Below are 14,430 nucleotides of genomic sequence, written 5' to 3'. Positions count from 1 at the left end.
TGCTGGGGCCGGGGCCGCGCGGGCGGCCCGTCGGCAATATTTGTTAGTTGAGCTGCTCGACGCGAATGCGCACAACCTTGCCGACCACGTCCTGCAGGGCTTCCAGGGCTACGATGGCGTCATTGATACGCTGCTCGACCACGCCATGGGTCACCAGGATCATTGGCACCAGGCCGTCCTGCTCCTCGGCTTCCTTCTGCATGATCGACTCGATGTTGATACCGCGCTCCGAGAGGATGCTGGCGACCTGGGCCAGAACGCCCGGGTGATCCTTGGCCTGGATACGCAGGTAGTAGGCGCTTTCGCAGGCTTCGATCGGCAGGATCGGGTGGGCCGACAGCGAGTCTGGCTGGAAGGCCAGGTGCGGCACACGGTTTTCCGGGTCGGAGGTCATGGCACGGACCACGTCGACCAGGTCGCCGACCACTGACGAAGCGGTAGGCTCCATACCCGCGCCGGCACCGTAGTACAGGGTGGAGCCGGCAGCATCACCGTTGACCATGACAGCGTTCATCACGCCGTTGACGTTGGCGATCAGACGGTCGGCCGGGATCAGCGTCGGGTGCACGCGCAGCTCGATACCTTCGGCGGTGCGACGCGCCACGCCCAGGTGCTTGATGCGGTAGCCCAACGCCTCGGCGTAGTTCACGTCTGCCGTTGTCAGCTGGGTGATACCTTCGGTGTAGGCCTTGTCGAACTGCAGCGGGATACCGAACGCGATGGACGCCAGGATCGTCAGCTTGTGCGCAGCGTCAATGCCTTCTACGTCAAAGGTCGGGTCGGCTTCGGCGTAGCCCAGCGCCTGAGCTTCGGCCAGCACGTCCGGGAAGGCACGGCCCTTCTCACGCATTTCGGTGAGGATGAAGTTACCGGTGCCGTTGATGATGCCAGCCAGCCAGTTGATGCGGTTGGCCGACAGGCCTTCGCGGATGGCCTTGATCACCGGGATGCCACCGGCTACGGCCGCCTCGAAAGCGACAATCACGCCCTTCTCGCGAGCTTTGGCGAAGATTTCGTTGCCGTGCACGGCAATCAGCGCCTTGTTGGCAGTGACCACGTGCTTGCCGTTTTCGATGGCCTTCAGCACCAGGTCGCGGGCGATGGTATAGCCACCGATCAGCTCGATGACAATGTCGATCTCCGGGTTGCTTGCAACTTCGAACACGTCAGCGGTAATGGGGGTACCGGTAATCTGGCAGTTCGGGTTCTGCGAGCGCATGGCGATCTGTGCCACTTCAATACCGCGCCCGGCACGGCGGGCAATCTCCTCGGCGTTGCGCTGAAGTACATTGAAGGTTCCGCCACCGACGGTCCCCAACCCACAGATGCCTACTTTGACCGGTTTCACTGTGAACTCCCCATTGAACGGCCGACACGTTTGCCGACCGTGAAACTTGCCGTCACCCCATGACGACGGCGTACTGAACTGGATTACTTGGCAAGTGCCAGCTTGGCGACCTGCGGTGCCGGCTGGTAGCCCGGAATGACCTGGCCGCTTTCAAGAACAATGGCCGGCGTGCCGTTGACACCGATCGACTGACCCAGCTGGAACTGCTTGCTGACCGGGTTGGTGCACTTGGCGGCCTTGATTTCTTCACCTTCGACCATTTTGTCCATCGCCCCACGGCGGTCGCTGGAGCACCACACCGCCTGCAACTGCTGGTCACCCGCCGAACCGAGGCCCTGACGCGGGAAGGCGACATAGCGCACTTCGATACCGCGACGGTTCAACTCAGGCACTTCGGCGTGCAGTTTGTGGCAGTACGGGCAGGTAGTGTCGGTGAACACGGTGATGTGCGACTTGGTCTCGCCTTTGGCAGGATAAACCACCATCTCGGCGGCTGGAATGCCGTTGATGAGCTTGGCGATACCTTGGCGTTCGGTTTTTTCGGTGAGGTTGACCGGCTTGCCGTCCTGGATCTGGAACAGGTAGCCCTGCATCACGAACTGGCCGTCAGCGCTGGCGTACAGCACGCGGCCGCCCTGCAGCTTGACTTCATACAGGCCGTTGAGCGGGCTGCTGGCCACGCTTTCCACGGGCACTTCCAACTCGAGGTTCTGCAACGATTTACGGATGGCCTGCTCGGCACCGGCGTTGCTATCGGTTGCCGCGGCAACGGCAAAGGTACTGGCCAGCGCCAACGCGGCGGCGGCGAAAAACTGGGTCACGCGCATGGGAACTCCTGAAGGCGGACAGGGGCCGGAGGGCGCCACCTGCGGAAAATACGCGGTGACCGTGCGGCCCTTGGTGCAAACCGCTCAAGCCTACCACATCACGCTGCCCGTGAAGGGGGTCGCAAGGACCGGTCGGCGGAACATGAAAAACATTCATCCACGCGGGTGGTGCTGGGCGTGCAACTGCTGCAGGCGGGCCTTGGCGACGTGGGTATAGATCTGCGTGGTCGACAGGTCACTGTGGCCCAGCAGCATCTGCACCACCCGCAAGTCGGCACCGTGGTTGAGCAGGTGGGTGGCGAAGGCATGCCGCAGGGTGTGCGGCGACAGCGGCTTGTCGATGCCGGCAACCCGTGCGTGGTGTTTGATACGGTGCCAGAAGGTCTGGCGCGTCATCTGCTCGCCGCGCTGACTGGGGAACAGTACGTCGCTGGGACGGCCATTGAGCAGTTCGGCGCGACCATCGCGCTGGTAGCGCTCCAACCACACCACCGCCTCTTCACCCATGGGCACCAGGCGTTCCTTGCTGCCCTTGCCCATCACCCGCAGCACACCCTGGCGCAGGTTGACCTGGTCGAGGGTCAGGCTGACCAGTTCGGTAACCCGAAGGCCGCACGCGTAGAGCACTTCGAGCATGGCACGGTCGCGTTGGCCAATGGCTTCGCCCAGGTCCGGAGCCTGCAACAGGGCTTCGACATCGGCTTCGGACAGCGACTTGGGTAGCGGCTTGCCCAATTGCGGCATGTCGACCTGCAGGGTCGGGTCGATGGCCACCAGCTTTTCCCGCAGCAGGTAACGGAAAAAGCCGCGCAGACCGGAGAGGAAACGCGCCGTGGAACGTGGCTTGTAGCCCTGATCCAGGCGCCAGGCCAGGTGATCGAGGATCAGGTCGCGGCCGGCGTCTGGCAGCGATACCGAATGCTCCTGCAGCCAGCCATTGAACAGGGCCAGGTCGCTGCGGTAGGACACGCGGGTGTTGTCGGACAGGCCTTTTTCCAGCCATAGGGCGTCAAGGAACTGGTCGATCAGGGGGTGGTCGAGGGCGGGCATGAAATCTCGGTGGCAAACGACGAAATGGCGCTTAGTCTTTCATAACAACGTCGGCATAGGGAGCCCGCATGAGCGAACAGCAGATCCTTCTGAGTGTGGGCGGCATCGGCGCAGCAGCGCTCGCCTGCCAGTGGCTGGCCTGGCGCCTGAAGCTGCCGGCGATTCTGTTTCTGTTGTTGGCCGGGATCCTTGCCGGCCCAGCGCTGGGATGGCTCGACCCCGAGGCGCTGTTCGGCCCATTGCTGATGCCGCTGGTGTCGCTGGCGGTAGCGCTGATTCTGTTCGAAGGCAGCCTGACCCTGCACCTGTCGCAGTGGCGCGAGATCGGCAGCGTGGTGCATCGCCTGGTCACGGTGGGTGCACTGGTCACCTGGCTGGTGATTGCACTGGCAACCCACTGGCTGCTCGGGTTCGACTGGCCGCTGGCGATTCTTTTCGGCACCCTGACGCTGGTGACCGGCCCCACGGTGATCGTGCCGATGTTGCGCGTGGTGCGGCCAAAGTCTGCGATCGCGAACATCCTGCGCTGGGAAGGAATCATGATCGACCCCATCGGCGCGCTGCTCGCCGTGGTGGTATACAGCTTCATCATCGCCAGCGCCGAGGGTAACGGCCTGAGCCAGAGCCTTATCACTTTTGCCGGTGTGATCTTCTGCGGTACCGCCCTGGGCGCGGCAGGGGGCTGGGTACTGGGGCAAATCATGCGCGAACAGTGGCTACCAGAATATCTGCACAATCTCGCGTCTTTGGCGGCGGTACTGGGCATTTTCATCGCCGCCAACCAGATCGTGCACGAGTCCGGGCTGCTGGCGGTGACCGTGATGGGCATGTGGCTGGCCAACATGCGCGGGGTTGATGTGCGGCAAATCCTGCACTTCAAGGAAAACCTCAGTGTGCTGCTGATATCCGGCCTGTTCATCCTGCTGGCTGCACGCCTTGACCTGCATGCCCTGCTGGGCCTTGGCCCTGCTGTGCTGGCATTGTTGCTGGTGATCCAGCTGCTGGCACGTCCGCTCAACGTTTGGCTGGCCACACTGGGCTCGACACTCAACTGGCGGGAGCGCGCGCTGCTGGCCTGGATTGCGCCACGCGGCATCGTTGCTGCGGCCGTTTCCGCTATTTTTGCCATCCGTCTGCACCAGGCCGGCCACCAGGATGCCTTGCTGCTGGTACCGTTGACCTTCGCGGTAATCATTGGCACGGTGGTACTGCAAAGCGCCACGGCCAGGCCGCTGGCACGCTTGCTCAAGGTCGCCGAACCGGCACCCAGCGGGTTTCTCATCGTCGGTGCCAACGAACCGGCCCGGGCCATCGCCAAAGCCCTTCAACAATTGGGCTGCCGGGTTTTGCTGACGGACTCCAGCTGGGAAAACATCCGCGCCGCACGCATGGACGGGCTCACGACCTACTTTGGCAACCCGGCCTCGCAGCATGCCGACGCCCATCTGGACCTGGTCGGCCTCGGGCACTTGCTGGGCCTCTCTCCCGCCGGCGAAATCAATGCCCTGGCCTGCGCCAGGTTCCGTCATGATTTCGGCCACAGCCGGCTGTTCGTGCTAGCCAGTGGCCTGGAGAAACAACGTAGCGACAAGCATCGGGCGGCCGAAGAACACCGCGGGCATCTATTGGGGGCCAAGCCGATGACCTACCTGCAACTGGCCAACCGTCTGCATCAAGGCGCCGAGCTGTATAGCACCAACCTGACCGAAGGCTTTGGCTGGGATGCCTACCAGGCACTGCATGGCGAACGGGCAAACTTGCTGTTCGCGCGCGATGGCCATGGCTGGGTCCATGTAGCCAGCCCTGATAACCCGTTGCAGCCACAACCGGGCTGGACCTTGGTGGCATTGATCGAGCCAGCAGCGCAACCGTAATGCTCAGGTGCCTGGTAGCACGGGCACCGGGCGCTTGTCCTCGTCAATGGCGACGAAGCTGAACACCCCATGGATTGCCCGATCACGGCCATCCAGGTACATGTTCTCGACAAACACATCCACCTGCACCTGCAAGCTGGTATTGCCGACCTTGATCACCGTACCCACCAGCTCGACGATCGAGCCCGCCGGAATCGGGTGCTTGAAATCGATACGGTCGGTAGACACGGTCACCAGCGGCAGGCGGCAGAAACGCGTGGCAGCGATGAACGACACTTCGTCCATCCAGGCCAGGGCGGTGCCGCCGAACAGGGTGTTGTGGTGGTTGGTTGTATTGGGGAACACCGCCTTGGTCACGCGGGTAACCGACAGTTCGGTGCGGCGCTGGATTTCCTGGTCTCGGGTCGTCATGGCAATCACATTTTCGGGGTTTCAAAACGCAAAAAAGCAGCCCGAAGGCTGCTTTTTTCTCGCTAGGCGGCCTCGGCCACCGGGCAAACTGCACTCAGGACAGTTTTTCCTTGATGCGAGCGGCTTTGCCGGACAGGTCGCGCAGGTAGTACAGCTTGGCTTTACGCACGTCACCACGACGTTTCACGGCCAGGCTGTCGATTTGCGGGCTGTAGGTCTGGAAGGTACGCTCTACGCCAACGCCGCTGGAGATCTTGCGCACGGTGAAGGCGCTGTTCAGACCGCGGTTACGCTTGGCGATAACGACGCCTTCGAACGCCTGCAGACGGGAACGCTCACCTTCCTTCACTTTAACCTGAACGACAACGGTGTCGCCTGGTGCGAAGGTCGGGATTTCCTTGCTCATCTGCTCGGCTTCGAGCTGCTGGATGATCTTGTTGGTCATGCTGTGCTCCTAAGATGGATACGCGATCCACCATCGATACGTTTAACTATCGTCCCGCTCGCGGAGATATTCCTCGAGCAGCTTCTTCTCTTCTCCAGAAAGCGAGCGACTTTCCAGAAGATCGGCGCGTCGTTCGAAGGTCCTACCAAGGGACTGCTTCATCCTCCAACGCCGGATATGTGCATGGTTGCCACTTAGCAACACGTCGGGAACACGCTGATCCGCATACACCTCAGGCCGGGTGTAGTGCGGGCAATCGAGCAGACCGTCGGTGAAGGAATCTTCTTCCGCCGAGTCCACATGCCCTAAAGCTCCGGGCAGCAGTCGCGTAACCGCATCGATCAGTACCATGGCCGGCAGCTCGCCACCGGAAAGCACATAGTCGCCAATCGACCACTCCTCATCGACATGAGCCTCGATAAAGCGCTCGTCGATGCCTTCATAACGACCGGCGATCAGGATCAACGATTCCTGTTCGGCCAGGCCTTTGACCGCCTGCTGAGTCAGCTTGCGGCCTTGTGGCGAAAGGTAGATCACCTTCGCCGCTGCTCCGGTCGCCTGCCTGGCGCTAACCAAGGCGTCTTCCAGAGGCTTGATTTTCATCACCATGCCCGGACCACCGCCAAACGGCCGATCATCTACCGTGTGGTGACGATCTGTGGTGTAGTCCCGCGGGTTCCAGCAAGTCACCTGAAGCAACCCTTGTTTCACCGCGCGGCTGGTAATGCCGTACTCCGTGATGGCCGAGAACATCTCGGGGAACAACGTGATGACGTCTACGCGAAGGTTACCCATCGTTTAGAAGTCCGCGTCCCATTCGACCCGCATCACGCCTGCTTCGAGGTCGATTGCCAGCACACATTGCTCCGTATAGGGCAACAGACGCTCGCGATCATCCAGGCTGCCTGCGCAGGGCTTGACCACCATTACATCGTTCGCACCGGTCTCCAACAGGTGATCGACCTTGCCGAACAGTTGTTCGTCCTGGTTGATGACCTTCAGACCTACCAACTGGTACCAGTAGTACTCGTCGGCAGCCAGGTTGGGCAAAAGGCTCCGCGGGATGCAGATTTCGTAACCGCTCAGAAGACGGGCTTCATCGCGATCGTCGAGACCTTTCAGCTTCACGACCAGGCCCTTTTGGGAGCCACGACCGCTGACCAGCTCGACCTGCTTTACCTTGCCTTCGTGCCGAAGCGTCCAGCGTGGATAATCCAACAGGTTTTCAATCGGATCGGTAAAGGAATACACCTTCACCTCGCCGCGAACGCCGTGAACCGAAAAAATCTTGCCAACGACGATGAGGTCGTCAGCCTTTTCTGGCGTCGCGTTCATACTATTCAGGCAGCGGCCTTGGCAGCTTCCTTCAGCAGCTGAGCAACACGCTCAGACGGCTGTGCACCCTGGCTCAGCCAGTAGGTGACGCGCTCTTGGTTGACCGACAGCTTAACTTCGGCGCCAGCAGCGATTGGGTTGAAGAAACCTACGCGCTCAACGAAACGGCCGTCACGGGCGTTACGCGAGTTGGTCACGGTCAGGTGGTAGAATGGGCGCTTTTTCGAGCCGCCACGGGCCAGACGAATGGTTACCATGTGAACATCGTTCCTATAGTCGGTGCTGCAGTTGATACAGCAGCTGGTACTGCAAATCTGAATGCCAAATAGGCACACGGGTGCCCAAAAGGCCGCATATTCTCGGGGAATACACGGACATTTGCAAATGACTTTTTCGGCAAGGCCTCGCCCTGCCGTCCAGATTTGCCGGTTGCGCCGCGAAATTCGCGGCTGTTGCCCCGCTACAGCGGGGGTTCTGGGCGCCTGCCCGACAAAAGGCAGGCACCCGAATCAGGGGTTACAGCTTTGGCATGCCGCCACCTGGCAGCATCCCACCGAGGCCGCGCATCATCTTGGCCATGCCGCCTTTGGCAGAAAACTTCTTCATCATCTTCTGCATCTGCTTGTGCTGCTTGATCAGCCGGCCGATGTCCTGCACCTGGGTACCGGAACCCAACGCAATACGGCGCTTGCGCGAACCGCTGATCAGGTCAGGGTCGCGGCGCTCGGCCGGGGTCATGGAGTTGATGATCGCTTCCATCTGCTTGAACTGCTTTTCGGCCGCGCCCTGGGCGTTGCCCATTTGTGACAGGTTGACCCCGCCGATGCTTGGCAGCTTGTCCATCAGGCCGCCGAGGCCGCCCATGTTCTTCATTTGCTGCAGCTGGTCACGGAAGTCTTCGAGGTCGAAGCCCTTGCCCTTCTTCAGCTTCTTGGCCAGCTTGTCGGCCTTGGCCTTGTCGATGGTCTGCTCAGCCTGCTCGATCAGGCTGAGCACGTCACCCATGCCGAGGATGCGCGAAGCGACGCGGTCGGGGTGGAACGGCTCGAGCGCCTCGGTCTTCTCACCCATACCGATGAACTTGATCGGTTTGCCGGTGATTGCGCGTACCGACAGCGCAGCACCGCCACGGGCGTCACCGTCAACCTTGGTCAGCACCACACCGGTCAGCGGCAGCGCCTCGCCAAAGGCCTTGGCGGTGTTGGCAGCGTCCTGGCCGGTCATGGCGTCGACCACGAACAGCGTCTCGATCGGTTTGACGGCAGCGTGCAGCGCCTTGATCTCGTCCATCATGTCGGCGTCGATGTGCAGACGGCCGGCGGTGTCGACAATGACCACGTCGATGAACTTCAGCTTGGCTTCACGGATGGCGGCTTCGGCGATGGCCACCGGCTTCTGGCTGATATCGGACGGGAAGAAGGTGACGCCGATATCGTTGGCCAGTGTTTCCAACTGCTTGATCGCCGCCGGACGATAGACGTCGGCAGACACCACCATCACGCTCTTTTTCTTGCGCTCTTTAAGAAAGCGCGCCAGCTTGCCGGCGGTGGTGGTCTTACCCGCGCCCTGCAGGCCCGCCATCAGCACGACAGCAGGCGGGGCGGCGTTCAGTGCGAGGTCTTCGTTGGCCGCGCCCATCAGGCTTTCCAGCTCGGCCTGGACGATCTTCACGAAGGCCTGGCCCGGGGTCAGGCTGCGCGACACCTCGGTACCGACCGCACGATCCTTGACGCTGTTGACGAAATCCTTGACTACCGGCAGGGCAACGTCGGCCTCGAGCAGCGCCATGCGCACTTCGCGCAGCGTGTCCTTGATGTTGTCTTCGGTCAGCTTGGCCTTGCCGGTGACATGGCGCAGCGTCTGTGACAGGCGGTCGGTCAGGTTTTCGAACATGGTGATCCTTTCAGGCCCAGTAAAGCCGAGGTTTGTCAGGTGCCAGGGGGGAAATACACACCCGCCGGGCACAGCAAGGCGGCGATTATAGCGAAGTGCAGCGGCGACGCACACCTTGGTAGATATTCGGTGGCTGTGCTGGCCTCTTCGCGAGCGCGCCCGCTCCCGCAGGATCTTCACGGCTTGCAGGCCTGGGCCGTACCTGTGGGAGCGGGCGTACCCGCGAATGCCCTGACACAACCCTTCAGTCTTCCTAGAGCGGCAGAATCTATGCCAAACTCCGTCTCTTTAAAGGCTCGCCAACCAGGACTTATGGTCTCCTCTCCCAGCCTCATTCCCAACCTGATCGCCGCCGGCCTATATATAGCAGCGGCCATCTACCAGGGCTCTCACCTGGCCCAGGGCCGCAAGGCCGACAAGCGCCTGCTTTGCCTGCTGGGTGCCTTCGCGGTGCTGGCCCAGGCCGGCGCACTGTTCTTCCAGCTGATCACCCCGCTGGGGCTGAGCCTGGACTTCTTCAGCGCCGCCAGCCTAATCGCCGTGGCAGTCATTACCCTGACATTGCTGGCCTGCCTGCGCATACCGGTGGAAAACCTGCTGGTGCTGCTGTTCCCGCTGGGCGCGGTAACGGCACTGCTGGCGCAGTTCGCGCCCCCCGGTACGGTGCCGCTGATCAATGAAGAACCGGGCATCCTTGCGCATATCCTGTTGTCGATCCTGGCCTACGGGCTGTTCACCATCGCGGTGTTCCAGTCGCTGCTGTTGCTGCTGCAGGACCGCCAGCTGAAGAACAAGCACCCGTCCGGGCTGATTCGCAACTTCCCGCCACTGCAAACCATGGAAAGCCTACTGTTCGGCTTCCTCTGGGCCGGTTGGTGCCTGTTGTCGCTGTCGCTGATCTCCGGCTGGCTGTTCCTCGACAACCTGTTTGCCCAGCACCTGGCGCACAAGACCTTGCTGGCCTGTGTCGCCTGGGTGGTGTTCAGCGTGCTGCTGTGGGGCCGCACCCGCCTGGGTTGGCGGGGCCACATGGCCATCCGCTGGACGCTGGCCGGTTTCTGCCTGCTGATGCTGGCCTATTTCGGCAGCAAGCTGGTTCGCGAATTCATCTTGCATATCTGACGGCCGCCCATGGACACCCTGCCGTACGCACCGCTATTCGGCACTCTGGCACTGGCCCTTTTGTGGTCAGCACTGTTCACCGCCGTGGAGGCTGCCCGCCTGCAGCTCAATGGCGCACTGCGCGCCGGCGAAGATGGCCATCCCGTGCTGCCGGCCCAGGCCTTGGTGCTGTGCGCCAGCCTGGGCAAGCTACTGGTGCTGGGGCTGGCCTGCCTGATGGGCCAGCGCCAGAGCGGCGAGCACGGCTTCTGGCTGGCGGGCCTGGCCGCGACCCTCGCCTTGCTGGTGTTTGCCGAATACCTGCCGCGGCGCCTGGCCCGACGTAACCCGCAGGCGTTCGTGAGCCTTGGCGCCAGCCTGCTGAAAGTGCCTCTCGCACTGCTGCAGCCACTGGCCTGTCTGCTGGACGGCGCCGCCAAGCTCATGCTGCGCCCGTTCCGTGCACAGCCCACCGCTGTGGCCCTGCATACGCAGGATGCCGACGACTTTGATGAGGATGAACAGCACGAAGCACCTCGCCATGGCCTGCTCGACGGCCTGCAGTCGTTGGACAAGATCACCGTCAACGACATCCTGGTGCCGCGCAACGAAGTGGATGGCATCAACCTCGACGAGCCGATCGAACGCATCATCGAGCAGTTGATCGTCAGCCGCCACACCCGCCTGCCGGTCTACCACAACGACATCAACCAGGTCGAAGCGATCCTCAACACCAAGCTGATCAGCCACCTGCTGCCCAAGGCCGAGCTGACCCTGGAAGCGCTGCACAGCGCCTGCTACGAACCCTATTTCGTACCGGAAAGCACGCCCCTGCAAATGCAGTTGTTGAACTTCCACAAGCAGCAACGCCGCTTGGGCGTGGTGGTGGACGAGTACGGCGAAGTACTGGGTATCGTCACCCTGGAAGACATTCTCGAAGAGATCGTCGGCGAGTTCGAGGACGAGCAAAGCCTGGAAAACCCGCATGTGCATCCGCAACCCGATGGCACCTTCGTCATCGATGGCACCGCTTCGTTACGCGAAATCAACCGTACCCTGAGCTGGCACCTGCCCTGCGACGGCGGGCCGAAAACCCTCAACGGGCTGGTCACCGAAGCGCTGGAAAGCATCCCGGAAAGCGCTGTTTGCCTGAAGATAGGCCGCTATCGCCTGGAAATCCTTGAAACAGAGGACAATTGCGCCAGCAAGGTACTGGTGTGGACCGTGACCCGATAGCTATACTCGGGTCACGCTTACCCAGCCCCGCCGTCACGCCTGCTACCCGCACCCGGCGCTCCACGGCCAGTCCGCTCCACTGATACGCCCTGCGGTCCTGCGTCAACACCCCGAACAGTACCCGCCCCCGCCCCTACCCCCCTTGGGCCATCGTCAGTCGGGCGCACACAACAAAACGCTCCGGCGTCCGCGTCACCGTGCCTTCTACAGGGCACGCCACTGCGGGCCAAGCCCATGGAGCCGGACCAGACTGTCAGGGACCTATTCAATGACAAGCAGCACTTACGCCCAAGCGCCTGCCACACCCGTCAACTCGCCTGCGCGGGTCGCCACTGCCAGCTTCATCGGCACCGCCATCGAGTTCTATGATTTCTACGTCTACGCCACCGCCGCAGCCTTGGTGATCGGCCCGGTGTTCTTCCCGTCCGGGTCGGGCACCGCGCAAATGCTGGCCGCCTTCCTCACCTTCGGTATCGCCTTCCTCGCCCGGCCACTGGGCTCGGCGTTGTTCGGCCACTTCGGCGACCGCATTGGCCGCAAGTCGACGCTGGTCGCCTCGCTGCTGCTGATGGGCGTATCCACCACCGCCATTGGCGTGCTGCCGGGCTATGACAGCATTGGCGTGTGGGCGCCGATCATTCTCTGCCTGCTGCGTTTTGGCCAAGGCCTGGGCCTGGGCGGCGAATGGGGTGGCGCGGCCCTGCTGGCTACCGAAAACGCGCCGGAAGGCAAACGGGCCTGGTTCGGCATGTTCCCGCAGCTGGGCCCGTCAATCGGCTTCCTGGCAGCCAACGGCCTGTTCCTGACCCTGGCCCTGGTGCTCAGCGACGAGCAGTTCCGTGAGTGGGGCTGGCGCATTCCGTTCCTGCTCAGCGCCGCACTGGTACTGGTAGGCCTGTACGTGCGCCTGAAGCTCGAAGAGAGCCCGGTGTTCGCCAAGGCCGTTGCCCGCCACGAGCGGGTGAAAATGCCGGTGGTCGACCTGTTCTCGAAATACTGGCTGCCAACCCTGCTGGGCGCTGCGGCCATGGTGGTGTGCTATGCACTGTTCTACATTTCCACGGTGTTCTCGCTGAGCTACGGCGTGACCACACTGGGCTACAGCCGCGAAACGTTCCTTGGCCTGCTGTGCTTCGCGGTGGTGTTCATGGCACTGGCCACACCGTTGTCGGCCTGGCTCAGTGACCGTTACGGGCGCAAGCCGGTACTGATCGTCGGCGGCCTGCTGGCGATAGCTTCAGGCTTTACCATGGAACCGCTGCTGACCTCGGGATCGACTGCGGGGGTGGCGCTGTTCCTGGCCATCGAGCTGTTCCTGATGGGCGTGACCTTTGCGCCGATGGGGGCACTGCTGCCAGAGCTGTTCCCGACCCACGTGCGTTATACCGGTGCCTCGGCGGCGTATAACCTGGGCGGCATCGTTGGCGCTTCGGCGGCACCGTTCTTTGCCCAGAAGCTGGTGAGCATGGGGGGGTTGAGCTGGGTGGGGGGTTATGTGTCGGTAGCGGCGGTGATCAGCCTGATTGCCGTGCTGTGCCTGAAAGAGACGCGCAATACCACGCTGTAAGCCAGTGGGGCCGCTTTGCGGCCCTATCGCGACACAAGGCCGCTCCCACAGGGATCGCGTAAGCCTGGAAGCTGCGCGATCCCTGTGGGAGCGGCCTTGTGTCGCGACAGGGCTGCAAAGCAGCCCCAGCACTCTCGGATCAGAACTCGACCTTGACCGCCTGCGAAGCACGGGTCGCCTTGGCCCGCGCCAGTTCGACCGATTCGTCACGCGCCAGGCACACGCCCATGCGGCGGGTACCGTTGATTTCCGGCTTGCCGAACAGGCGAATGGCGGTATCCGGCTCGCTCAGCGCTGCGCCCAGGTTGGCGAAGCTGGTCTGTTGGGACTGGCCTTCGGGCAAGATCACTGCCGAGGCCGACGGGCCGAACTGACGCACCACCGGAATCGGCAGGCCGAGAATGGCGCGGGCATGCAGGGCGAATTGCGACAGGTCCTGGGAAATCAGGGTAACCAGACCGGTGTCATGCGGGCGCGGCGACACTTCGCTGAACCACACCTGGTCGCCCTTCACGAACAGCTCCACACCAAACAGGCCGCGACCGCCGAGGGCATCGGTGACCGCCTTGGCCACGCGCTGCGATTCGGCCAGCGCCTTCGGGCTCATGGCCTGTGGCTGCCAGGACTCTTGGTAATCGCCCTTCTCCTGACGGTGCCCGACAGGTTCAAGGAAGGTGGTACCGCCCACGTGGCGCACGGTCAGCAGGGTGATTTCATATTCGAAGTCGATGAAACCTTCGACAATCACCCGGCCCTTGCCAGCGCGGCCGCCTTCCTGGGCATAGTCCCACGACGCCTGCAGGTCAGCATCGCTGCGCAGCAAGCTCTGGCCCTTGCCCGACGAGCTCATCACCGGTTTGACCACGCACGGGTAACCCAGGTCGGCTACGGCCTTGGCGTAGTCTTCATAGGTGTCGGCGAAGTGGTACGGCGAGGTTGGCAGGTCCAGCTCTTCGGCAGCCAGGCGGCGGATGCCTTCGCGGTTCATGGTCAACTGGGTGGCGCGGGCGGTGGGCACCACGGTGAAGCCTTCGTTTTCCAGCTCGACCAGGGTGGCGGTGGCGATGGCTTCGATTTCCGGAACGATGTAGTGCGGCTTCTCGGCTTCGATCACCGCGCGCAGGGCAACGCCATCGAGCATGTTGACCACATGGCTGCGGTGCGCCACCTGCATTGCCGGAGCATTGGCGTAACGGTCGACGGCGATTACTTCGACGCCCAGGCGCTGCAGCTCGATTACCACTTCCTTGCCCAGCTCGCCACAGCCGCAGAGCAGTACACGGGTCGCGGTGGGCGACAATGGGGTTCCGATACGGGTCATTTCAGGTCCTCGAAGGCATCCG

General features: G+C 62.4%; 14 protein-coding genes. 4 read left to right on the top strand and 10 right to left on the bottom strand.

The annotated features are described in order from the left end of the window. Positions 1-43: 43 nt before the first annotated feature. The 3 genes from V6093_RS23120 to xerD form a co-directional block, all read right to left on the bottom strand. Positions 44-1,348 carry a homoserine dehydrogenase gene (locus V6093_RS23120; RefSeq protein WP_003252157.1) on the bottom strand — a complete coding sequence of 435 codons (1,305 nt, stop codon included), beginning with the start codon at positions 1,346-1,348 and terminating at the stop codon, positions 44-46. An 83-nt stretch (positions 1,349-1,431) separates the two neighbouring features. Then, a complete protein-coding gene (locus tag V6093_RS23115; RefSeq protein ID WP_003252155.1) occupies positions 1,432-2,175 on the bottom strand; it encodes a thioredoxin fold domain-containing protein in 744 nt (247 codons plus the stop codon). A 153-nt stretch (positions 2,176-2,328) separates the two neighbouring features. Then, positions 2,329-3,225 (bottom strand): site-specific tyrosine recombinase XerD, encoded by an 897-nt coding sequence (gene xerD / locus V6093_RS23110; protein ID WP_003252154.1) that lies wholly within the window; start codon positions 3,223-3,225, stop codon positions 2,329-2,331. A 68-nt stretch (positions 3,226-3,293) separates the two neighbouring features. Here xerD and V6093_RS23105 point away from each other — a divergent pair, with 68 nt between their 5' ends. Further along, positions 3,294-5,099, top strand: a complete 1,806-nt coding sequence (locus V6093_RS23105; protein ID WP_004575448.1) for a sodium:proton antiporter — start codon at positions 3,294-3,296, stop codon at positions 5,097-5,099. Between the two features lie 3 nt (positions 5,100-5,102). On the opposite strand, the gene V6093_RS23100 is transcribed toward V6093_RS23105, so the two are convergent. From V6093_RS23100 to ffh, 6 genes are all read right to left on the bottom strand, one after another. Beyond that, on the bottom strand, positions 5,103-5,510 hold the full coding sequence (locus V6093_RS23100; protein WP_003252150.1) for an acyl-CoA thioesterase: 408 nt from the start codon (positions 5,508-5,510) through the stop codon (positions 5,103-5,105). A 94-nt stretch (positions 5,511-5,604) separates the two neighbouring features. Next, entirely contained in the window at positions 5,605-5,955 is a 351-nt protein-coding gene (gene rplS, locus V6093_RS23095) for a 50S ribosomal protein L19 (RefSeq protein ID WP_003252148.1), read from the bottom strand. A 42-nt stretch (positions 5,956-5,997) separates the two neighbouring features. Continuing rightward, positions 5,998-6,750, bottom strand: coding sequence for a tRNA (guanosine(37)-N1)-methyltransferase TrmD (gene trmD, locus V6093_RS23090; RefSeq protein WP_003252146.1), 753 nt, complete (start codon positions 6,748-6,750; stop codon positions 5,998-6,000). Between the two features lie 3 nt (positions 6,751-6,753). Continuing rightward, entirely contained in the window at positions 6,754-7,290 is a 537-nt protein-coding gene (gene rimM / locus V6093_RS23085; protein ID WP_003252144.1) for a ribosome maturation factor RimM, read from the bottom strand. A 5-nt stretch (positions 7,291-7,295) separates the two neighbouring features. Further along, complete coding sequence (gene rpsP, locus V6093_RS23080; RefSeq protein ID WP_003252142.1) at positions 7,296-7,547, bottom strand: 30S ribosomal protein S16; 252 nt, start codon at positions 7,545-7,547, stop codon at positions 7,296-7,298. Positions 7,548-7,806: 259 nt separating this feature from the next. Continuing rightward, the gene (gene ffh / locus V6093_RS23075) at positions 7,807-9,183 is read right to left on the bottom strand and encodes a signal recognition particle protein (RefSeq protein ID WP_003252139.1); all 1,377 of its coding nucleotides are present in this window, start codon (positions 9,181-9,183) and stop codon (positions 7,807-7,809) included. Positions 9,184-9,495: 312 nt separating this feature from the next. Between ffh and V6093_RS23070 the strand changes: the two genes are divergently transcribed. The 3 genes from V6093_RS23070 to V6093_RS23060 all read left to right on the top strand — a co-directional run bounded on the left by V6093_RS23070 (position 9,496) and on the right by V6093_RS23060 (position 13,087). Further along, positions 9,496-10,305, top strand: a complete 810-nt coding sequence (locus tag V6093_RS23070; RefSeq protein ID WP_108078184.1) for an inner membrane protein YpjD — start codon at positions 9,496-9,498, stop codon at positions 10,303-10,305. Between the two features lie 9 nt (positions 10,306-10,314). After that, the gene (locus V6093_RS23065; RefSeq protein ID WP_003252136.1) at positions 10,315-11,520 is read left to right on the top strand and encodes a transporter associated domain-containing protein; all 1,206 of its coding nucleotides are present in this window, start codon (positions 10,315-10,317) and stop codon (positions 11,518-11,520) included. A gap of 268 nt (positions 11,521-11,788) precedes the next feature. Continuing rightward, positions 11,789-13,087 carry an MFS transporter gene (locus tag V6093_RS23060; RefSeq protein WP_047604466.1) on the top strand — a complete coding sequence of 433 codons (1,299 nt, stop codon included), beginning with the start codon at positions 11,789-11,791 and terminating at the stop codon, positions 13,085-13,087. 139 nt (positions 13,088-13,226) lie between these two features. On the opposite strand, the gene purT is transcribed toward V6093_RS23060, so the two are convergent. Then, a complete protein-coding gene (gene purT / locus V6093_RS23055; protein ID WP_012053590.1) occupies positions 13,227-14,408 on the bottom strand; it encodes a formate-dependent phosphoribosylglycinamide formyltransferase in 1,182 nt (393 codons plus the stop codon). Positions 14,409-14,430: the final 22 nt, after the last annotated feature.

The organism is Pseudomonas putida group bacterium ESBL64, assembly GCF_045277175.1.
Lineage (GTDB): Bacteria > Pseudomonadota > Gammaproteobacteria > Pseudomonadales > Pseudomonadaceae > Aquipseudomonas > Aquipseudomonas alloputida.
This window is presented reverse-complemented; position numbering and strand designations above follow the sequence as displayed.